The 18809-nt window shown below is 64.4% G+C and carries 19 protein-coding genes; 10 read left to right on the top strand and 9 right to left on the bottom strand.

Features of this window, described 5'->3' with window-relative positions:
* Window positions 1-55: 55 nt before the first annotated feature.
* The 4 genes from EH199_RS11725 to EH199_RS11710 are packed head-to-tail and all read left to right on the top strand — an operon-like array spanning window position 56 to window position 4522.
* Window positions 56-1516, top strand: coding sequence for a carotenoid oxygenase family protein (locus tag EH199_RS11725; RefSeq protein WP_124809438.1), 1461 nt, complete (start codon window positions 56-58; stop codon window positions 1514-1516).
* Window positions 1506-2834 carry an MFS transporter gene (locus EH199_RS11720; RefSeq protein WP_190287242.1) on the top strand — a complete coding sequence of 443 codons (1329 nt, stop codon included), beginning with the start codon at window positions 1506-1508 and terminating at the stop codon, window positions 2832-2834. Before EH199_RS11725 ends, EH199_RS11720 begins: the two co-directional genes overlap by 11 nt.
* Window positions 2831-3688, top strand: coding sequence for a hypothetical protein (locus EH199_RS11715; RefSeq protein ID WP_124809436.1), 858 nt, complete (start codon window positions 2831-2833; stop codon window positions 3686-3688). The genes EH199_RS11720 and EH199_RS11715 overlap by 4 nt, the downstream gene beginning before the upstream one ends.
* A gap of 27 nt (window positions 3689-3715) precedes the next feature.
* The gene (locus EH199_RS11710) at window positions 3716-4522 is read left to right on the top strand and encodes an alpha/beta fold hydrolase (RefSeq protein ID WP_124809435.1); all 807 of its coding nucleotides are present in this window, start codon (window positions 3716-3718) and stop codon (window positions 4520-4522) included.
* Here EH199_RS11710 and EH199_RS11705 read toward each other — a convergent pair.
* Window positions 4507-5025, bottom strand: coding sequence for a MarR family winged helix-turn-helix transcriptional regulator (locus EH199_RS11705; RefSeq protein ID WP_124809434.1), 519 nt, complete (start codon window positions 5023-5025; stop codon window positions 4507-4509). The two genes, EH199_RS11710 and EH199_RS11705, sit on opposite strands and share 16 nt — an antisense overlap.
* A 112-nt stretch (window positions 5026-5137) precedes the next feature.
* Between EH199_RS11705 and EH199_RS11700 the strand changes: the two genes are divergently transcribed.
* Both EH199_RS11700 and EH199_RS11695 read left to right on the top strand, forming a co-directional pair.
* Window positions 5138-5686: a DUF3237 domain-containing protein gene (locus EH199_RS11700; RefSeq protein ID WP_190287241.1), complete on the top strand. Its 549-nt coding sequence runs from the start codon at window positions 5138-5140 to the stop codon at window positions 5684-5686.
* Window positions 5686-6138, top strand: coding sequence for a DUF3237 family protein (locus EH199_RS11695; protein WP_124809432.1), 453 nt, complete (start codon window positions 5686-5688; stop codon window positions 6136-6138). Before EH199_RS11700 ends, EH199_RS11695 begins: the two co-directional genes overlap by 1 nt.
* A 32-nt stretch (window positions 6139-6170) precedes the next feature.
* Here EH199_RS11695 and EH199_RS11690 read toward each other — a convergent pair whose 3' ends face one another.
* The 3 genes from EH199_RS11690 to EH199_RS11680 are packed head-to-tail and all read right to left on the bottom strand — an operon-like array spanning window position 6171 to window position 10250.
* A complete protein-coding gene (locus EH199_RS11690) occupies window positions 6171-7628 on the bottom strand; it encodes an aldehyde dehydrogenase (RefSeq protein ID WP_124809431.1) in 1458 nt (485 codons plus the stop codon).
* Window positions 7629-7642: 14 nt separating this feature from the next.
* A complete protein-coding gene (locus EH199_RS11685; protein WP_124809430.1) occupies window positions 7643-8938 on the bottom strand; it encodes a glutamine synthetase family protein in 1296 nt (431 codons plus the stop codon).
* A 43-nt stretch (window positions 8939-8981) separates the two neighbouring features.
* Window positions 8982-10250: a cytochrome P450 gene (locus tag EH199_RS11680; protein ID WP_124809429.1), complete on the bottom strand. Its 1269-nt coding sequence runs from the start codon at window positions 10248-10250 to the stop codon at window positions 8982-8984.
* Window positions 10251-10381: 131 nt separating this feature from the next.
* Here EH199_RS11680 and EH199_RS11675 point away from each other — a divergent pair, with 131 nt between their 5' ends.
* Window positions 10382-11239 (top strand): catechol 1,2-dioxygenase, encoded by an 858-nt coding sequence (locus EH199_RS11675; RefSeq protein ID WP_124809428.1) that lies wholly within the window; start codon window positions 10382-10384, stop codon window positions 11237-11239.
* 66 nt (window positions 11240-11305) lie between these two features.
* Here EH199_RS11675 and EH199_RS11670 read toward each other — a convergent pair whose 3' ends face one another.
* Both EH199_RS11670 and EH199_RS11665 read right to left on the bottom strand, forming a co-directional pair.
* Complete coding sequence (locus EH199_RS11670) at window positions 11306-11617, bottom strand: hypothetical protein (RefSeq protein WP_223806632.1); 312 nt, start codon at window positions 11615-11617, stop codon at window positions 11306-11308.
* A 103-nt stretch (window positions 11618-11720) separates the two neighbouring features.
* A complete protein-coding gene (locus tag EH199_RS11665) occupies window positions 11721-12227 on the bottom strand; it encodes a MarR family winged helix-turn-helix transcriptional regulator (RefSeq protein WP_124809427.1) in 507 nt (168 codons plus the stop codon).
* A gap of 114 nt (window positions 12228-12341) precedes the next feature.
* Between EH199_RS11665 and EH199_RS24400 the strand changes: the two genes are divergently transcribed.
* Both EH199_RS24400 and EH199_RS11660 read left to right on the top strand, forming a co-directional pair.
* A complete protein-coding gene (locus EH199_RS24400; protein WP_190287240.1) occupies window positions 12342-12515 on the top strand; it encodes a hypothetical protein in 174 nt (57 codons plus the stop codon).
* A gap of 2 nt (window positions 12516-12517) precedes the next feature.
* Window positions 12518-14191 carry a CocE/NonD family hydrolase gene (locus EH199_RS11660; protein ID WP_124809426.1) on the top strand — a complete coding sequence of 558 codons (1674 nt, stop codon included), beginning with the start codon at window positions 12518-12520 and terminating at the stop codon, window positions 14189-14191.
* A 156-nt stretch (window positions 14192-14347) separates the two neighbouring features.
* On the opposite strand, the gene EH199_RS11655 is transcribed toward EH199_RS11660, so the two are convergent.
* Both EH199_RS11655 and EH199_RS11650 read right to left on the bottom strand, forming a co-directional pair.
* Entirely contained in the window at window positions 14348-16717 is a 2370-nt protein-coding gene (locus EH199_RS11655; protein WP_124809425.1) for a TonB-dependent receptor, read from the bottom strand.
* 246 nt (window positions 16718-16963) lie between these two features.
* Window positions 16964-17467 carry a MarR family winged helix-turn-helix transcriptional regulator gene (locus tag EH199_RS11650; RefSeq protein ID WP_190287239.1) on the bottom strand — a complete coding sequence of 168 codons (504 nt, stop codon included), beginning with the start codon at window positions 17465-17467 and terminating at the stop codon, window positions 16964-16966.
* Window positions 17468-17647: 180 nt separating this feature from the next.
* Between EH199_RS11650 and EH199_RS11645 the strand changes: the two genes are divergently transcribed.
* Window positions 17648-18754, top strand: a complete 1107-nt coding sequence (locus EH199_RS11645; RefSeq protein ID WP_190287238.1) for a cytochrome P450 — start codon at window positions 17648-17650, stop codon at window positions 18752-18754.
* On the opposite strand, the gene EH199_RS25060 is transcribed toward EH199_RS11645, so the two are convergent.
* Window positions 18711-18809: Tn3 family transposase (locus EH199_RS25060; RefSeq protein ID WP_143560298.1), on the bottom strand; the 99-nt coding region annotated here is incomplete at its 5' end. The two genes, EH199_RS11645 and EH199_RS25060, sit on opposite strands and share 44 nt — an antisense overlap.

Below are 18809 nucleotides of genomic sequence, written 5' to 3'. Positions count from 1 at the left end.
ACAACGCTTTTGAACCTCGCCCACACGTCTACCGGATCAGAGAGTCCCTTTCTCCATGTCACAAACATCAGACTTTTTTGCGCCGCAGTCGTTCGAGGCGGAGGTTCCCGATTGCCAGATAGAAGGGACCATCCCTGACGGGCTGAACGGCGCCTTCATTCGCGTAGGCGGCGATGGCGCCTATCCCCTGCTCCACAAGGACGATACGCCGTTCAACACGGACGGCTACGTCAGCCGGTTCCGGTTCCGCAACGGCAAGGTCGATTACAAGGGGCGGTGGATCAGGACCGAGCGCTACCTGAACAACCAGGCGGCGGGACGGCAGCTCTATGGCTACTACCGCAATCCCTTCGACACCGACCCCTCGGTCAGCCATGTCGACGAGCCCTGGCGCAACACCGTTGCCAACACCAGCCCGGAAGTCCACGCTGGCAGGCTGTTCGCGCTGAAGGAGGACGCGCCGCCGACCGAGATCGACCCGGTCACGCTCGACACCAAGGGCTTTCACGATTTTGGCGGCGAATACCGCAGCCAGACCTTCACCGCGCACCCGAAGATCGATCCGGTCACGGGCGAGATGGTGACGTTCGGCTACGAGGCCACCGGTCTCGCGACCAATGACGTGTTTCTCTACACGATCGCCCGCGATGGCACGGTAACCCGCGAAACGCGGCTCAAAATGCCCTATGTCAGCATGATCCATGACTTTGCGATCACCGAACGGCACGTAATCTTCCCGGTGTTCGGCTATGTCACCGACATGGAGCGGCTGAAGGCAGGCAAGGTGCACTGGCATTGGGATGGGACGAAGCCCACCTGGTACGGGATCATGCCGCGCGATGGCGAGGCCGGCGATCTGCGCTGGTTCCAAGGCCCGACGCGCGCCGTCATCCACACGTTCAATGCCTGGGCCGACGGCGACAAGGTGATCCTCGACGCGCCGATGTTCGAGGACAACCCCTTCCCCTTCTTCCCCTTCGCGGACGGTTCCCAATGGGATCCGGTCAAGAGCCGTGCGCTGATCCGCCGGCTGACCTTCGATCTCGGTTCGAAGGATGATCGCGTACAAGAGGACGTGCTGTTCCCCGACCTGCCCGTGATCGATCTGGGCCGGGTCGACGAACGGTTCATGGGGCGCGAGACGCGCTATGCCTACACCTCGTTCAACGACGCGACCAAGCCGCTCGACCGCGACCGGATCGGCACCGGCGCGCGCCGAGTGACGAACAGCTATGGCGTGTTCGACATGAGAGACCGCACCATGCGCTCGTTCTTCGCCGGCCCCACCCACGCCTTGCAGGAAGTGACGTTCGTGCCCCGCCATAAAGGCGCCGAGGAGGGCGATGGCTGGCTGATCGGAACGGCCAGCAACTATGCCGAGATGCGCACCGAACTGGTGGTGGCGGATGCCCTTCATCCCGAGGACGGCGCCGTCGGCAGGGTGATCCTGCCGTTCCGTTCCAACGTGCAGGTCCATGGCCGCTGGTACAGCGACGAGCAGCTCCATGTCTGGTGAGCCCGCCCGGCCATCCGCCCCCGACGGCTCCGGCGCTGGCAGCGACTGGACGCCAATGTCCGTCTACACGCTCGCCGTCGTCACCGTGATCTATGCGCTGAGCTTCCTCGATCGCAGCATCCTCAGCATCGTTCTGCCGCTGATCAAGAAGGAGCTGCACATCTCCGACACGATGCTGGGCCTGATCACCGGCTTTGCATTCGTGCTGCTCTATTCCGGCCTCGGCGTGCCCATCGCGCGCTTCGCCGATCGCGGCAACCGGCGGAACATCCTCGCGCTCGGCTGCGCGGCCTGGAGCCTGATGACGGTGCTGACCGGCGCCGTGGCCAATGTCGTGCAACTGGCGCTGACCCGCTTCCTGATGGGCGCGGCGGAAGCGGCCGGGATTGCGCCGACCACGGCCCTGCTGTCGGACCGCTTCGGCCCGAAGGGGCGGCCGCTGGCCTTGTCGATCATGACCTCCGGCTCCGGCCTCGCCGCGCTGCTCATGCTGCCCGCCGCCGGCTTCATCGCCCAGCATTACGGATGGCGCTCCGCCTATTTCGTGGCCGGCGCGTTCGGCATGGGCATGGCCACGCTGCTTTTCCTGACCGTTCCCGAGCCGGTGCGGCAGGACAAGGCCGGCAAGGCGGAAGCGCCTTCGTTCGCGACGGTGTGGACATGGCTGCGCACGCGCCGCAGCTTCGGCCTGATGTGCGCCGCCGGGGCCTTCCTTGCCGTCACCACCTATGCGACCATCACCTGGACGCCGACGTTCCTGATGAGGGTCCACGGCCTAACGCCGGGCGAGGCGGCGACCGCCTACGGCCCCATTCGCGGGCTTTCGAGCATCATCGGCGTGATCGGCGGGGGCGCGCTCGCGGGTTGGGCGGCACGGCGCGATCCGCGCTGGCTGCTGCTGCTGCCGGCGATCGGCGCGGCGATCTCGGTGCCGGCCGAACTGCTGTTCCTGCTCTCCGACAATCTGCCGCTCGCGCTTTCCGGCCTCGCCTTGGCGTCGCTTGCCGGGGCCATGCATTTCGGCCCCAGCTATGCCGCGATGGCCGCGATCGTGCCGCCCTCCATGCGCGCGACCACCGCGGCGATTTTCCTGTTCTGCGTCAACATGGTCGGCCAGATCGTGGGGCCGCTGGCGATCGGCTGGCTGAACGATCGCTGGGCCGGCCTCTATGGCGACGAAGCGGTGCGCTATTCCATGATTCTCGCCACCTTCTGCGTCGCGATCGCCGCCGTCCTGATGGTCCTGGCGTCGCTCCGCCTGCGCGAGGATCTCGACGCTGCGAAAACGTTTGCTCCCCAGGAAGGACCCACGCCATGACCGATACCGTCGAAGCGGGTCTGCGCCGCATTGCCGACCAGTATCGCGCGGCCTACGCCGCCCGCAATCCGTCGCTGGCGCCGATCTCCACGCGCGTGCGCTTCAGCGAGAACAGCGTTGCCCTGCCGTTTCCGGACGGCACATGGGACAGCATCGCCGAGGAACTTGGCCCGGCGTTGACGCTGGTGGATACGGTGCAGAACAGCATCGGCATCTTCACCGCGATCCGCACGCTCGACGTGACCGGCTTCCTCGCCATCCGCCTGCGCGTGGAGGCGGGCGAGATCGTTGAGGCGGAGCATGTCTTTTCGACCCCGCGCAACCTCTCCGGCCCGCCCACGCCGATCGGCCCGGTCGAGGAGTTCGATCACGATCCTGACCTGACCGCCCTGGTCACGCCGGACGAGCGCATGGACCGGGCCACGCTGATTTCCATCGCGAACGGCTATTTCGAGACGCTGGAGAACAATACCGGCGAAATCCGCAACACCGCCTTCACCGAGGATTGCGTCCGCTACGAAAACGGCAAGGCCTATGCCGATGTCGAGAAGCTGTTCCGCCTGGGCCGCTACCGGTTCAACGAGCGGGTACGGGATCGCGATTACGTGGTGGTCGACGAAGCCAGGGGCCTCGTGATGGCGCGCGGCTTTATCGACCACAAGGGCGTGCTGGACACCTATGAACTGACCGACGGCACGGAGATGAAGGCGATCTTCCGCGAACCGCACAGCTGGCACCTGCTGGAGCTGTTCAAGATCAAGGCCGGCAGAATCACCGGGGTCGAAGCCACCTTCATCGCCGTGCCCTATTACATGGAAACCCCGTGGGCGCCCGCCGCGCGCTGGGGCCACTGACTCTCACCGGACCAGGAGCTGCTTCCCATGCCCTTCATCGCCAGCGGCGATTGCCGCCTCAACGTGCTTGTCGAAGGCCCCGAGGATGGCCTGCCGGTCATCCTCTCCCATCACCTTGGCGGCAACATCGCCTGTTTCGACGCGCAGATGCCGGCGCTGGCCCATCGCCGCGTGGTACGGTTCGATACGCGCGGACACGGGGCTAGCGATGCGCCGGAAGGCAGCTATTCCGTCGAAACGCTGGGTCAGGATGTCCTCGCGATTCTGGATGCGCTGGGCATGGAGCGCGCCGATTACGTCGGCGTCTCGCAAGGGGGAATGACCGGTATGTGGCTGGCCGCGAACCATCCCGGCCGCATCCGCCGCCTCGTGCTCGCCAATTCGACGCCGTTCATCCCGAACAAGCCTGTGTGGGACGAACTGGCCGCAAAGGCACGGGCCGAAGGCATGGCCGGAATAGCACGCAGCACCATCGAGAGCTGGCTGAGCGATGGCTTCCGCGCCGGGCACAAGGATGCGGTCGAACGGCTGATCGCGGCGATGGCGGGCATGGCGCCGGTCGGCTATGCCGGCAATACCAGCGTGCTGCGCGACGTCGATCTGCGCGCGGCGCTGGCTTCCATTTCGGCGCCGACGCTCGTGATCGGCGGTGCCGAGGACGGCCCGCGTGGCGCCTCGGTGCCGGTGATGACGCAGGGCGTCCAGAACGGCCGCAGCGTGATCCTGCCGAATGCGGCCCATCTCGGCTACGTGGAGAATCCGGCGGCCTTCAACGATGCGCTGCTTGCGCATCTGGACGCCCCCGCGTCCGCTGCCGATCAGCCGCCGCAGTAAAGCGTCAGCAAACGGAGAAATTCCGCGACTTGCCCATGCCCCATGCGTTCTTCCAACTTGGCCTGGATGGCTTCATGCCGTGCCACCAGCGCGGCGCAGAGTTCCTGTCCGCGCGGGGTGAGCCGCAGGTGCCGGACACGCCGGTCGGTGGTGCTCAGCGTGCGGCGGATATAACCCCGCGCCGTGAGGCTATCGAGCAGGGGTACGAGATTGTTGGGCGTGATGCCGAGCAGGCTTCCCGCCGTCGACGTGCGACAACCCGGATTGTGACGCACCACCATCAGGATCGCATACTGGGCAGCGGTGATTTCCATCTCGCCGAACGTTTCGGAAAACAGCGCATCCGCCACGCCCGTGGCACGCCGGATCTGGAATCCCACCGCGCTGCCAAGCTCGGGCGGGAGACTGACGTCGCTACGCGGCGCCGCGGTCGACCGGTCGGCGCGCTCGGGCTGGCTGCTGTCGTCAATCGCACGAATGCTGGTCGGTCTCGCGTTGGCCATGGCCTGTGCATGGTCTGTTGATCGATGCATGTCGAGTGCCACTTTCGCAAAAAATGGCGGTCCGGCAACGGATAGATACAATCCCGATCCACTCTCAAGAGGATGTCATGCAATGACGGAACACCTTTCTTCACCGGCGGAGCCACCCGTCCAGACAATGGGCGGCATATCCTATCGCTGGGCCTTTTCGGTGAGCGTGTTCTTCCGCGAGCGCGTGATGATCGAAGCGCCCTATCGCCGCGCGTTCGTGCCCACGATCGGCGGAGATATCTGGGGCCCCCGCCTGCAAGGCACGGTCGTTCCTTATGGCGGAGCCGACTTCGGCGGCGGCGGCGGTCCGCTGGATGCGCATTACATGTTCGAAGCGAGCGACGGCCACCAGATCTACATCAACAACCGCGGCTATATGCGCCGGGTCGGCTGGGATCCCGCCGCGGCGCTGGACCGCCGCCTGCCGCCGCGCGCGCCCGGCGAGGCCATCAACCAGGACTTCGTCGCGCCGCCGGACAACGAAGTGCCGCTGCGCATGCGCACGTCGCCCTTCTTCGACGCGCCCCGGAACAGCCCGCACGACTGGCTGAACCACACGCTGATCATCGGTCATGGCCTGCGCCGGACCGATCCCGACCGTACCGTATTCACCTATTACGAGGTGCTGTGATGACCGAACTGTCCATTCCGCTTGATCGCGAACCTCGTTTCGTGGCCCCTATCGGCTTCGAGCCCGCGTTCGAAGTCCGGCTGGATTTCGAGCCCGTGCGCAGCGAGCAGACACCGCACGGGGAACGCCGGATGCGCAAGATCATCGGCGGCAGCATCACCGGAAAGATCGCGGGCAGCGTCTATCCCAACGGCGGCGGGGATTACTCGCTCGGCCGCAGCGATGGCGTAACCGACCTGCACACGCATATCGTCCTTCGGGATGACAAGGGCGAATGGCTCTACATCCGCAATATCGGCTATGCGCGGATGGACGGGTACCAGCGCGTGACGAGCTGGGTCGATGCCGATGTGCGCAGCGATCACAACTGGGTGCTGGGCCTGTTCTTCGTCGGCGTGATCGAACCGCTGGGCGAGGACTCCGTTCTTATCCGCTATGCCGAAGTTCTCTAAACCGGGAACGCCGCGACCAGACCGCCTGGGCCTCAGACGCTGCCCTCCAGGATCTGCAGCGTCTTGAGGTCGGAGTGGAAATCGAGCGCGTAGTCGCCGCCTTCGCGTCCCAGGCCCGATATGCCGATGCCGCCGAACGGCGCGGTCAGATCGCGCACCAGGAAGGTGTTGACCCAGACCGTGCCGCCGCGCACCGCGCGGCCGACGCGTTCGGCGCGGGCAGCATCGCCGGTATAGACGATGCCGGACAGGCCATAGGCGGTGGAATTGGCCAGCGCGACGCCTTCCTCCTCGGTCTTGAAGGTCTGGAATGTCAGCACCGGGCCGAACACTTCGTTCTGCACCACTTCGCTATCGTTGGAACGCGGCACGATCAGCGTCGGTTCGATGAAGTTCGCGCCTTCGCGCCACAGCTTGCCGCCGCGCACGATTGTATCGCCGGCCGCGCGCGCACGGTCGATAAAGCCCATCACCCGCGCGACATGATCGGGGTGGATCAGCGCCGACATCGTCGTCGTCGGATCGCGGCTGTCGCCGAGGACATGAGCGTCGGCATAGGCGTGGAAGCGTTCTAGGAACTCCTCGCGCACGCTCTCCTCCACGATGATGCGTGTGCCGGCCATGCAGACTTGGCCGCTGTCATCGTATTGTCCCGCCGCCTTCTTCGCCGCCGCGTCAATGTCGGCGTCGGCGAACACCAGCAGCGGCGACTTGCCGCCAAGCTCGGCGGTGAACGGCACGATGTTGTCCGCCGCCGCGCGGCCGATCACCCGCGCGGTGGGAACCGAGCCGGTAAAGCTGATGCGCTTGACGCGCGGATCGCTGACCAGCGCCATGCCCAGATCGCGGCCGAAGCCCTGCACGATGTTGAACACGCCCGGCGGAAAGCCCGCCTGCTCGATCAGGTCCGCAAGTACCGATGCCGAAAGCGGCGACCATTCGGCGGGTTTCAGGATCACCGTGTTGCCCGCCGCCAGCGCCGGCGCGCACTTCCACGTGGACAGCATGAACGGCGCGTTCCACGGCGTGATGATCACCGAAGGGCCGGACGGCATCCGGATCACCCGGTTGGCCGTGCCGCGCGAGGACCACACGCGCTCGCGATAATCGCTGGCGAGATCGGCGTAGTTGCGGAAATTGAGCGCGCCGCGCGCGATCACGCGCAGGCGCAGACTTTCGTGGAGCATGGCCATGTCCATGCATTCCACGATCGCCAGCCGTTCGATGTTGGCGTCGATCAGATCGGCCAGGCGATGCAGGATCGCCCCGCGCTCCGCCGCCGCCATCGCTGACCAGACCGGAAAGGCGCGCGTCGCGGCCTCGACCGCCAAGGCGGCGGTTCCGGCATCGCCGCGCGATACGTCCGCCAGCTTGCGGTCCCAGTCGAACGGGCAGCGCGTTTCGAAGGTTTCGGCCGACGCAACCCGGCGGCCATCGATAAAGTGATCGGGCGAGACATCCACGCCCTCGATCGAAACGCGCTCACGCATGGTCGGCAGGACCCTCAGATGAAGTGCAGGTAGTAGGCGATCTGTTCGGCTTCGGACTTGCCTTCGAGTTCGAGCACTTCCTGCCGCTTGATCGCGATGAAATTGGCTACGAGTTCGGTCCCGAGCGTTTCGGTCAGAACCGTATCGGCTTCCAGCGCATCGAGCGCTTCGGGCAGCGAATGCGGCGTGTGCCGGTCGGTGACCGTGGTTTCCAGCCCGTCGTTGGTCTCGCGCGCCGGCAGTTCATAGCCCTTCTCGTAGCCCAGCAACGCCGCCTGGAGGGCCGCTGCCAGCGCGAAATAGGGACTGGCCGCGCAATCGGCCAGGCGATGCTCGATCCGCGCCGCCGCGCCGGTTTCCGCCGAAACGCGCACGGTGACCGAGCGGTGATCAATGCCCCAGTTCGCCCAGTAGCCCGAAAGGCTGGCCGGTTGCAGCCGCGCATAGCTGTTGGTGAGCGGCGCCATGATCGCCGCCAGCGCCTCGTGGTGCTGCAACATGCCCGCGATGCAGCCGGCCATCAGCTTCGAAGGCGCCCCGTTGGCGACATCGTCGGCAAAGGCGTTGCGGCCCGAATGCTCGGTGAAGCTGATGTTGAAGTGCAGTCCGCTGCCGCTCTTTTCGGCGAAGGGCTTGGGCAGGAACGACAACAGGTAGCCGCGCCGGATCAGCAGTTCGCGCGCCATCTGGCGGAACAGGAACACGTCATCCGCGGCGCGCAGCGCGTCGGCATAGCGCAGCGTCAGTTCGAACTGCGGCGCATCGAATTCGGCGTTGATCGATTCGATCGGCAACCCGCAGCGCGCGGCCATGGCCCAGATATCGTCGATCAGCCCGGCGGGATCGGTGAACGGGCCGGTGCCATAGACGAAGGCGCCCGGCGTTTCATAGGGCACCCATTCGCCGTTCGGGCCGCGCTGGAAGATATAGGCTTCCAGTTCCATGCCGACCATCGGCTCCAGCCCGTGCTGACGCCAGCCGTCGATCGCGCGCTTGAGCGCGCTGCGCCCGCACAGCGGGAACGGTTCCCCCTGGAAATGGAGGTCGGCCAGCGCGATCTGCGTGCCGGCTTCCCAGCCCGGGCGCAGATCGTTGGCATCGAACCGCGCTTCCATGTCGGGCAGCCCATCGAGCAGGCCGCCGCCGGGCGCTGGTACAAGAGCCTTACTATATGTAACCGCATAGGTTCCAACACACAGGCGCGCGTGGCCCTTGCGCGCCTCGCTGGAAGGAACGTACTTGCCGCGCGCCAGGTTGAGCTGGTCGGCGAACAGGATTCTTACGCGATCGCCGGCGGCGAGTTCGGTCATGGCTGCAATCTCCCCAGGCACTATTCTGTTCACGCAGGTGCCCTCATTTTCTTTCGACCCTGACCGGCAGGTATTTGATTCCGTGAATGAAGTTGGACCGCAGATAGCGGTGATCGGCGGTCTGCCCGATCACCTTCACCCGCCGCGCCAGTTCCTGCAGCACGATCTTCACTTCCAGCTTGGCCAGCCACATGCCGAGGCAGATGTGCGGCCCGCCCTGCCCGAACGAAAGGAACGGGTTACGCGGCCGGGTCAGATCGAGCCGGTAGGGATCGGGGATCGCGGTCTCGTCGCGGTTGCCCGAAAGGAACCACATAATCACCTTGTCCCCGGCTTTCACCGGCTTGCCGTGGAAATCGAAATCACGCGTGGCGGTGCGGCGGAAGTGCGAGGTGGGCGAGGCCCAGCGGATCATCTCGTCGGTCGCTTCGTCCCACAGCGCGAAATCGGGCTGCTGGATCTGCGCCAGCAAGACCGGATTGTTCGCCAGCGCATGCAGCGTCGCCGCGATCGAATAGCGGGTGGTGTCGTTCCCCGCCGCGACCAGCAGGCAGAAGAAGTTGCGGAACTCGTCGCGCGGCATCCGCGTGCCGTGGCTGGTTTCCTCGCGCACCAGGTTCAGCACACCGATCTGTTCGCCCGCGTCCATCCGGTCGAGCAGATCGTTGGCGTAGTCGAACAGTTCCACCGCCGCCGGCGAACGGAACGGCAGCAGCCGGTATTCGTCGGTATCGACCTTGTCGATCACGAAGTCGGTATAGTCGGGGTCCGAATTGGAAATGAGCGCATCGCCCTTTTCCACCAGCCAGGCGGCATCGTCGGCGGGTACGCCCATGATCTGCGCCAGCATCTGCATCGGCAGTCGCCGGGCGATGGAATCGACCGCGTCGAATTCGCCGGCTTCCAGCGCCTCGTCGAGCAGTTCGGTCACGATGCGGCGGATCGCTTCCTCGTACCCTGCCACGGTCGAGCGCGAAAAGGCCTTGGAAACCAGCGCGCGGAAAGCGCGATGCTGCGGCGGATCGGTTTCCTGGAAGGTCTTGCGCGCTTCGTATTCCTCGGGCGACTGATCCTCCATGCGGATGCCGCTGGCCGACGAAAGGAGATCGGGCTGCCGGTTCAGTTCCAGCAGATCGGCGTGGCGCACCACGTTCCAGAAGCCCTTCCCGCCATCGGACATGTCCGTCCACGCGAACGGGTCTTCCCGGCGCAGCCGGTCGAAGGTGGCGAAAGGCGCGCCTTCGTTGAAGGCATCCTGCGATGACAGGTCGACGAAGGCATCTTGCGAGCGGGAGAACGGATAAGTTTCCATGCTCCTGACGATAGGAACGGTCCCCCGCCCCGACTTGGCCAAAACGGCCAAGCTGCGCGGGCCTGATTGCCGGAAAGAAGCATGGTGATTTGACGCGCGGAACGGCGCGTTCATACGGAAAGGATTGCCCCATGGGAGAAATCGTCGGTGCCGCGCTGCTGGCCCACGCCCCCACCATCATGTTGTCGCAGGAAGACCGCTACGAACTGAACGAGGGCAAGGAGATCAGCCTCGTTCCCGGCCTGCACCGCTTCCGCAGCGAAGTGATGGACGCGATCCGGCCGGACACGGTGATCGTGCTCGATTCCCACTGGTTCACCACCGTGGAATTCTGCGTCAGCGGGCAGGAGCACCGCACCGGCCTGTTTACCTCGGACGAACTGCCGCGCGGGATGAGCCAGGTGCCCTATGACCTGAAAGGCAATCCCGCTCTCGCCGGTGCCATCGCGGAACGCGCCACCGCCTGCGGCGTGCGCACCAACGCGATCGCCGATCCCTGCCTGCCGATCCATTATCCCACGGTGAACCTCGCCCACTATCTGCACGCGGGCGAGGAATGGCTTTCGGTAAGCTGCGCGCAGACCGGCGAAACGCCCGATTTCCTTGCCGTCGGCCAGGGCATCGGCCAGGCCATCGCCGCGTCGGACCGCCGCGTGCTGCTGCTGGCCAGCGGATCGATGAGCCACCGCTTCTGGCCGCTGTCCGTACTCCATCTCCACGAGGCCTCCGACCCGATCCACATCAGCCGCCCGGAAGCGCGCGAGGCCGATCTCGAACGGCTGGAATGGTTCTACAGGGGCGATCACGCCTCGGTCATCGACACCATGCCCGAATTCCTCAAGCACGTGCCCGAAGCGCGCTTTGGCCATTACCTGATGATGGCGGGCGCCTGTGGCGGCCGCGAATGGACCTGGCCGGGCGTGCGTTATTCCGACTACGAGAACGCCACCGGCACCAGCCAGGTCCACGTGTGGTTCGCCCGACCGTGATGCGTGCGGTTCGAAAGAGACGGCATCAGGCGATCACGGATCAGCGCCAGGGCAGAATCGGGGGCCTCAGACGACCTGGATGCTGAAGGCGAACCACGCGCCTGCCGAATGGTCGTACAGTTGCACCACCTGATCCGTGACCGTCAGCGAATAATGGCTGGATGACGCGCGATCAAAGCCACGCGCGTTCCGGCCGTCGATCTCCAGCGACACGAACGCGTTGTCGGCGGCATCATGGATTTCGGACCGCGTCCCGCCGAACGTCGACGATCGATCGCCATCCCTGCCCTGAATTCTATCGCCCCGCACTTCCGCAGCGATACGCAGATCCTGTCCGGATTCGTTGTCATGCACGCCTGCAACCTTGTGGCCGAACATGAAGGCGTGGGCCGTTGCGGCGACGATTGCTCGTGTGTGGGGAAGCATCCCGCCTTGTGCCACCGACGGCCGGAAAGCACCAGACCGTGGCGCCTTGTTCGCGTCAGAGAATATCCGGGTTGGCGAGAACGACCCGGCGCATGACCTTGCGCAGCTCGATATCGAGCTGTCGGCGCTCGTCGGCCGAAAGATCGCCAAGCCAGTCCTCGTACATGCCGCTGCGCTCCTCGCGCACGGAGGCGTAGATTCGCTTGCCTTCCTCGGTCAGCGAAATCAGGCTGCTCTTGCGGTTGCGCGGGTGGGGTTCGCGCTGGATCAGGCCCCGCCCTTCCAGCACGCCCACGGCCCGGCTGACCTCGGCCCGGTCGACGAAAGCGGCGTCAGCAATTTCGCTGGCGCTGCACTGGCCCATCAGTTCGACGTGCGAAATCACGCGCCATTCGGCCAGCGACATCGCCGCCCTTTCGCGCACGTGCTGCGAGGTGACCCGGTCGATCATCTTGGCCAGCAACAGGATGCGATAGGGAAGATGGCTTTGCCCGAACAGCTTCCATCGCCGTTCGGAAGCGCGAAGCGTCGGATCGTCATCCGGCGGAGTGGCCCTGTCCATGACACGACCAATACCCGACTGAAACCGTCTTGTCACGCGCAGGTTGTAGATATATCAACAACTGTCAGCGGTGATTAATCAATAACTTAATGTAGCCCGCAGGAGAGGACGAGCGTGACCGCCCCACACCAATGTGCGCCGCAGTGCGAATATGCCTTCACCATCTCGATTGAACTGGACCGGCTGCGCGGGATCGCACCTTCCGTGCCGGGCGACACCCGGGCGGTGATCTACGAGCAGAACCCCGTCTATCGCTGGGCCCGCAGCCAAGACATCGTGGCGCTGTGATCGTGACCGGCACCGGTTTCGCCCCGATCATGCGCCCCGGAGTCGATCCGCACACCGCGCCGAACAAGCCGCCGCTGCCGCCGATCGATTATGCGCTGCGCCACGAGGCGGGTCTGGTGATCGAGCGCAATGTCGCCATCCCGTTGCGCGATGGCGTGCGCATCTACGCCGATGTCTATCGGCCGGAAGGTCCGCGCGGCGAAGCCGACCTGCCGGTGCTGCTGTCATGGAGCCCCTATGGCAAGCACGCCCAGTCCAACCAGGTGTTCTGGCCGCGGTCGGGCGTCAATCCGGAATGGCTTTCGCCGCTGACGCCGTTCGAAGGCGCGGACCCGGTCAAATGGGGCGCGCTGGGCTATGCCGTGGTCGTGGTCGATCCGCGCGGGGCGTGGCTTTCGGAAGGCGACTTCCATCACAACGGCGCGGTCGAGGCTCAGGATTGCGCCGATACGATCAACTGGCTGGCAGACCAGCCCTGGTCGAACGGCAAGGTCGGCATGACCGGCGTTTCCTATCTGGCGGCGATCCAGTTCTGGGTCGCGGCGCTGAACCCGCCCGCGCTGGCGGCGATCAACCCGTGGGAAGGCTTCACCGACTGGTATCGCGAATTCGCCTATCACGGCGGCATTCTCGAAACCGGCTTTCTGCCGCGCGCGTCCGACAACATCCGCTTCTCGCTGAACCAGACCGAAGATACGTGGGAAAACGCGCAGGCCCATCCGCTGATGGATGCCTTCTGGCATTCGAAGGAGATCGACCTGGCCGCGATCCGCACGCCGGCGTGGGTTGTCGCCAGCTGGTCGGACCAGGGGCTGCACACGCGCGGCACGCTGGAAGCGTTCAAGGCGATGTCCAGTCCGCGAAAATGGCTCGACGTGCATGGTCAGAAGAAGTGGGCGCACTATTATCTGGCGCAGAGCCAGGCCCGGCGCGAAGCGTTCTTCGATCACTTCCTGAAGGACCGGCAGACCGCCTTGGCCGCGTGGCCGCCGGTCCGCATCGAAGTGCGCGAACGGCACGGCGAGGCGGTGGAGCGCGCCGAACGGGAATGGCCCCTCGCCCGAACGGTGCCCACGCCGCTGTGGCTGCATGCCGACGGCACACTGGACGCGGATCGCCCAGATAGTCCTGCCGCGATCGCTTATGATGCCACAGAAGGCGAAGCCGTGTTCGACCATCGTTTCGAACAGGACACGGAACTTACCGGCCACGCCAGCCTGCGCCTGTGGGTGGAGGCCGAAGGGTCCGACGACATGGACCTGTTCGTGGCGTTGCAGAAACTCGATCGCGATGGCCAGCCGCTTGGCCAGACCTTCTATGCGTTCTTCGAAGATGGACCGGTCGCGCTCGGCTGGCTTCGGGCCAGCCACCGCGAAACCGACCCGGTCCGAAGCACGCCGCTGCAACCGTTCCACACCCACGTTCGCGAACAGCGGCTGGCGCCGGGCGAAATCGTGCCGGTGGACATCGAAATCTGGCCATCCTCCACGCTTTTTCACGCAGGAGAAACTCTAAGGATCGTGATCAAGGGCGCGGATATCTACGCCGAAGGCGCGCCGTTCCTGCCGTTTGCGCGCCACGAGGCGACGCGCAACGCCGGTCGCCACATCATCCACATCGGGCCGGAGCACAACTCGCACCTGCTGCTGCCGGTAATCCCGAAGGCGGAGGGCTGACCGACAACCTGTCGGCAACCGCCAGCCAAAGGCCGCAGGGCCGAAAAGGCACTGGCATAGCGGGCATCCGGCCATCGCGGGACTACTGAAACCTGGCGATGGGGTACGTCTTGATTTTTTGCAGGGCGGTGCCTTTCCAGCACCGCCCTGTCCTGTTCAGAAATTGCGACGAACGCTGACTTTCCATTCGCGCGGCAGGGCCGGCTGCCCCACGACGATGCCAATCGGGTAACGGATCTTGTTCAGGTAATAGAACTTGTTGAACATGTTGGTGACCGAAACCGAAAACTGCCAGTCGCGCGATGCGTCCTCGAAGGTCAAACGGCCGTTGGCGACCGCATAGCCATCGACCTTGGCCAGCGGATTGTTGTCGATATTGGAGAAGAACGAGGACTGGTAATTCACGTCCACGCGCGGAGTGATCGTCCCCGCATCTCCCACTGCGAAGGCGTACTGGACGCCGGCGCCGAATTTCCATTCCGGCGCATAGGGTGCCTTGTTGCCAAGCGTGATGCCGCGGATGGTTGCCCCGGTGGCGCCAATCCGGGTCAGCTGGAAGTCGAGCCAGCTGCCCGAAGCGTCGATGGTCAACCCTTCGACCGGGCGGGCGGTCACTTCGACCTCGACGCCCTTCATGTCCGCGTCACCCGCATTGACCGGCGTGGCGTTGGTCACGCTGTTGACCGTGGGGGAAACGTTGGTGAAAACGATGTCCTTGTATTTGTTGATGAACGCGGAAATGTTCACGCGGAGCGCGCGGTCGAAGAAATCGGTCTTGGCGCCGATTTCCCAGGCCGTGAGCGTTTCGGGATTGAACGAGACGGCCTGTTCCGGCGCGAACGGACGCGGATTGACGCCGCCACCCTTGTAGCCGGTGGAGAACTGCGCGTAGGTCATCACGTTATGCGACCAGCGGTAATCCACGTTGGCGCGGTAATCCCAGCGGGTCTTGGCAAACCGGCCGGTGACGCCATTGATCGCGCCAGCCACGGTATAGGCGGGCTGAGACACGTCGTAGGGATTGAGGCGGCCGTAGGTATAGGTCTTCTTGTCGTCGGTATAGCGGATGCCGCCCGTCACCGTCAGCGCGTCGGTCAGCTTGTACGAAGCATGCGCGAAGGCCGAAACGCTACGGGCGGGAATGCGGTCGCGCGTAACATAGAAGTTCTGGGTCGCCGTGCCGGGCGCGATGAACGTCACACCGCCAAATTTGCTCGTCGCCTTGTAGTAGAAGCCGCCAACGGTCCATTCCAGTTTGTCCTGGAAAGACGATCCGCTGAGGCGCAACTCCTGGGTGAACTGCTCGTGATCGTAGATGTAGTTGGCGGAATTGGTGGAGTATGGCGTGAGATCGAGGTCGGAACCATAGCTGCCCTTGTAGCGCTGGTAGGCCGAGATCGCCTTGAGCGCGAGACCATCGCCGAACTTGTAATCGATCGTGCCATAGACTTCGCGGCCGCTGACCTTGCTGACCGGCGGGATGTAGGTGGCGCCGTGGCTGCCGGTGGCATCGGTGAAGGGCAGATTCAGATAGGTGGCGTAGTTGGTATAGGAATTGGGGCCGGTGATGAACTGGGCGGGATTCGTGCCCGCAGGCATCGAGGCGGTGGTGGTCAGCGACAGCAGCTTGCTGGCACCGATTTCCGAATGGTCTTCGGTTACCATGCCCACCAGGTTCACCTCGAGCTTATCGGTGGCGAGCCAGCGCAGGGCGAGACGCCCCGCCTGCATGTTCTGGCCCCCTTCCTTGCCGAGCTTGCAATCCGCGCCGGTGGTCGCCGCCGGAACGCCGCTGGCCGGGTTGAGGCAGCCGTAGTCCAGACGGGTCAGATAGCCGTCCCGCGTCTTCGAAACGCCCGATACGCGGACGAACAGCTTGTCGGGCACCAGCGCGAAATCGGCGCTGCCCTTCAGTTCGATGCGGTTGAAGGCCCCGTATCCCGCCTCGACATAGCCGGTGCCGCTGCCGGTGGGCTTTGCCGAATAGAGTTTTACCGCGCCGCCGATCGAATTCTTGCCCGCCAGTGTACCCTGCGGGCCGCGCAGGATTTCCACACGGTCAAGGTCGAGCAGGTCGAAGATCGAACCCAGCAAGGTGCCGTGGAACACGTCATCGACGTACATGCCCACGCCCGGTTCGAACGCGAAGCTGCTGTCGTACTGGCCGATACCGCGAATATAGACTTGCGCGGCCGGGCCAAAGGCGGAGCCGCCGGGGCGGATGTTCACGTTGGGCGCTGCCGCTGCCACGTCCACGACGCTGCCAAGGTTACGGTTCTGGATCGAAGCGGCATCCACGGCCGTGATAGCCAGTGGAGTGTCCTGGAGATTCTGGGCGCGGAACTGCGCCGTCACCACGATTTCACCCGTCGTTTCGGGCGAGGTGGACGGATCGGCAGTGCCTTGTTGTTCGGCGGCTTCCTGGGCCGAAGCCGCTGGCGTCCAGCCGACAAGAGCGACCGCCGCGAGGCTGGCATTTGCCAAAACATGCGCGCGCCGCGCACGCGAGCTGAAATTGCGAAACATTGATGTTCTCCCTGGACTTGCGGAGCATGCGGCGTCGCCGTCGGACACGCCGATCCGCCGGCACCCGAGCGGCGCCGTTGTTTGAACCGGATCATGAGATGGATGGAGCGGAGGCGCCTGCCGGCGAGCTCCGGAATGTGGTCAGTCTATCGATCACGCATACATGCAATTCCCCTCCACATCGCTCTCATGGCGAATTGTCGGGAGTGCTATTGGTTTATATAGCAACCTATGTCAAGGCGATTGTCATGCTGTCGGGCGGATCTCTCGCTCGACTTCCAGGGGGTCGATGGCGTTGGCCAGCTCCATGTTGTTGAACATGCGCGCGAGATAGCCCAGCACGATGGTTTTCTCGTTCGGAGAGAAGCCGTCGAGCATCAGTTTCTCACGAGCCAGCGAAACCGCGACAATCCGGTCGTGAAGGGCATAGCCCTCGTCCGTCAGCTGGATCGGCCGCGATCGCTTCGAATCGCCGATGCTAACCAGTCCCTTGCCTTCGAGAACTTGCATGGATCGGCTCGTAATAGACTTGTTCATCACGAGAATTTCAGAAATCTCCGCAGCGGTGAGCGGGCCGCTGTGCGCGATGACGGTGATGATTCGCGCTTCGTTGATGCCGATTCCGAAATGCTTCAGATAGATGCGCGACTGTCCGCGTTCCATGCCGTTGGCCAGAACAACGAGGTAGTGCGGAACATAAAGATGACGGTCGATTACCTTGCGCGAGGAAGGTTTGGAGGACTGGTTCATGCCATCTCTTTTGGGGGCTTCCGCCGCTGAGCACAAGCCGGTCCGCATCCGACGCGATTGACAATCATAAGTTGCTATGTAAACTAAATGGGAAGAGGATGTCGTGTCGGAGCCGTTTGCGCACTGTGCTCGCAGGCCATCGGCATGGCATCCGGCCACGAAACTCTCGACAGGATGTCCATGACCGACGCCTCCAGCGCGCCGACGCTCGATTTCGACTTGTTCTCCGCCGACGCGATGGCGGCGCCCGATCAATACGACGATCTGGTTCGGGAAACGGCGCCCGCCGTCTATCTTGCGCGGCACGGCGTGTGGGCCGTGGGCCGACACGCCGATGTTCACGCGGTGTTTTCGGATTGGGAGACGTTCTCCTCGGCTTCGGGCACCGGTTTCACCAACATCCGGAAACAGGGCAACTGGAGGCAACCGAGCCTCATTCTCGAGAACGATCCGCCGGAGCACGGCAAATATCGCCGGTTGCTGAGCCGTATTCTGTCCCCCGCCGTACTCCGCAAACTCAAGGCGGACTTCGTGGCGACGGCCGAAAGCATTGTGGATGCGGCGCTCGATCGCGGCGAGGTCGACCTCGTCGCCGATCTGGCGGAAGCCTTCCCATTCGCGGCGCTGCCCGACGCGGTGGGCTTCCGCAAGGAAAACCGCCGCAATCTGCTCATCTATTCCGAGCTCAACTTCAATGCGATGGGTGAGAAGAACGACCTGTATCGCGCCGCGCTGGAGCGGGCGACACCGATCCTCGATTGGGTTGTCGAGAATTGCCGGCGCGATGCCGTCGCCCCGGATACGCTGGGATCCGCGATCTTCGATGCGGTCGATACGGGCGAAATCACCGAGGAAGAAGCCGGCCTGCTCGTCCGCATTTTCATCTCGGCCGGCATGGACACCACGATCAACGGGATCGGCTTTACGCTGGAGGCGCTCGCCCGCCACCCCGAGGCGTGGGCGCAATTGCGCGCCGACCCGACCCGCGCGCGCGCGGCATTCGACGAGGGCCTGCGCTACCGGGCACCCAGCCCCTATATCGGCCGCACGACCACGCGAGAGGTGGATATAGGCGGCGTGCGGATCGGAGCGGAAGAAAAGGTGATCCTGTTCCTTTCCGCCGCCAATCGCGATCCCCGTCAGTGGTCGGACCCCGAACGCTTCGATATCGAACGCAAGACATCGGGGCATCTGGCCTTCGGGTTTGGCATTCATGGGGGCGTTTGCGGGAGGGGGCGGAATCCTACGCTAAGGATTTGGGCCAGCGATATTCCCCGGTTAGATTGATGTGTTCCCATCCCAACGGCGAGACGTGGGCGAGTAGATCAGGCGCGATATGGGT

Source organism: Novosphingobium sp. LASN5T (assembly GCF_003856955.1).
In the GTDB taxonomy this organism is placed as follows: Bacteria; Pseudomonadota; Alphaproteobacteria; order Sphingomonadales; family Sphingomonadaceae; genus Novosphingobium.
This window is presented reverse-complemented; position numbering and strand designations above follow the sequence as displayed.

Bases quoted from the DNA above. Each gene is read 5' to 3' on its own strand.
- EH199_RS11680 (WP_124809429.1), bottom strand. From the start codon at position 10,250: ATGGAAACTTATCCGTTCTCCCGCTCGCAAGATGCCTTCGTCGACCTG.
- EH199_RS11705 (WP_124809434.1), bottom strand. From the start codon at position 5,025: ATGGCCAACGCGAGACCGACCAGCATTCGTGCGATTGACGACAGCAGC.
- EH199_RS11690 (WP_124809431.1), bottom strand. From the start codon at position 7,628: ATGCGTGAGCGCGTTTCGATCGAGGGCGTGGATGTCTCGCCCGATCAC.
- EH199_RS11710 (WP_124809435.1), top strand. From the start codon at position 3,716: ATGCCCTTCATCGCCAGCGGCGATTGCCGCCTCAACGTGCTTGTCGAA.
- EH199_RS11715 (WP_124809436.1), top strand. From the start codon at position 2,831: ATGACCGATACCGTCGAAGCGGGTCTGCGCCGCATTGCCGACCAGTAT.
- EH199_RS11650 (WP_190287239.1), bottom strand. From the start codon at position 17,467: ATGAACCAGTCCTCCAAACCTTCCTCGCGCAAGGTAATCGACCGTCAT.
- EH199_RS11695 (WP_124809432.1), top strand. From the start codon at position 5,686: ATGACCGAACTGTCCATTCCGCTTGATCGCGAACCTCGTTTCGTGGCC.
- EH199_RS11685 (WP_124809430.1), bottom strand. From the start codon at position 8,938: ATGACCGAACTCGCCGCCGGCGATCGCGTAAGAATCCTGTTCGCCGAC.
- EH199_RS11700 (WP_190287241.1), top strand. From the start codon at position 5,138: ATGACGGAACACCTTTCTTCACCGGCGGAGCCACCCGTCCAGACAATG.
- EH199_RS11645 (WP_190287238.1), top strand. From the start codon at position 17,648: ATGACCGACGCCTCCAGCGCGCCGACGCTCGATTTCGACTTGTTCTCC.
- EH199_RS11675 (WP_124809428.1), top strand. From the start codon at position 10,382: ATGGGAGAAATCGTCGGTGCCGCGCTGCTGGCCCACGCCCCCACCATC.
- EH199_RS11720 (WP_190287242.1), top strand. From the start codon at position 1,506: ATGTCTGGTGAGCCCGCCCGGCCATCCGCCCCCGACGGCTCCGGCGCT.
- EH199_RS11725 (WP_124809438.1), top strand. From the start codon at position 56: ATGTCACAAACATCAGACTTTTTTGCGCCGCAGTCGTTCGAGGCGGAG.
- EH199_RS11655 (WP_124809425.1), bottom strand. From the start codon at position 16,717: ATGTTTCGCAATTTCAGCTCGCGTGCGCGGCGCGCGCATGTTTTGGCA.
- EH199_RS11665 (WP_124809427.1), bottom strand. From the start codon at position 12,227: ATGGACAGGGCCACTCCGCCGGATGACGATCCGACGCTTCGCGCTTCC.
- EH199_RS11670 (WP_223806632.1), bottom strand. From the start codon at position 11,617: ATGTTCGGCCACAAGGTTGCAGGCGTGCATGACAACGAATCCGGACAG.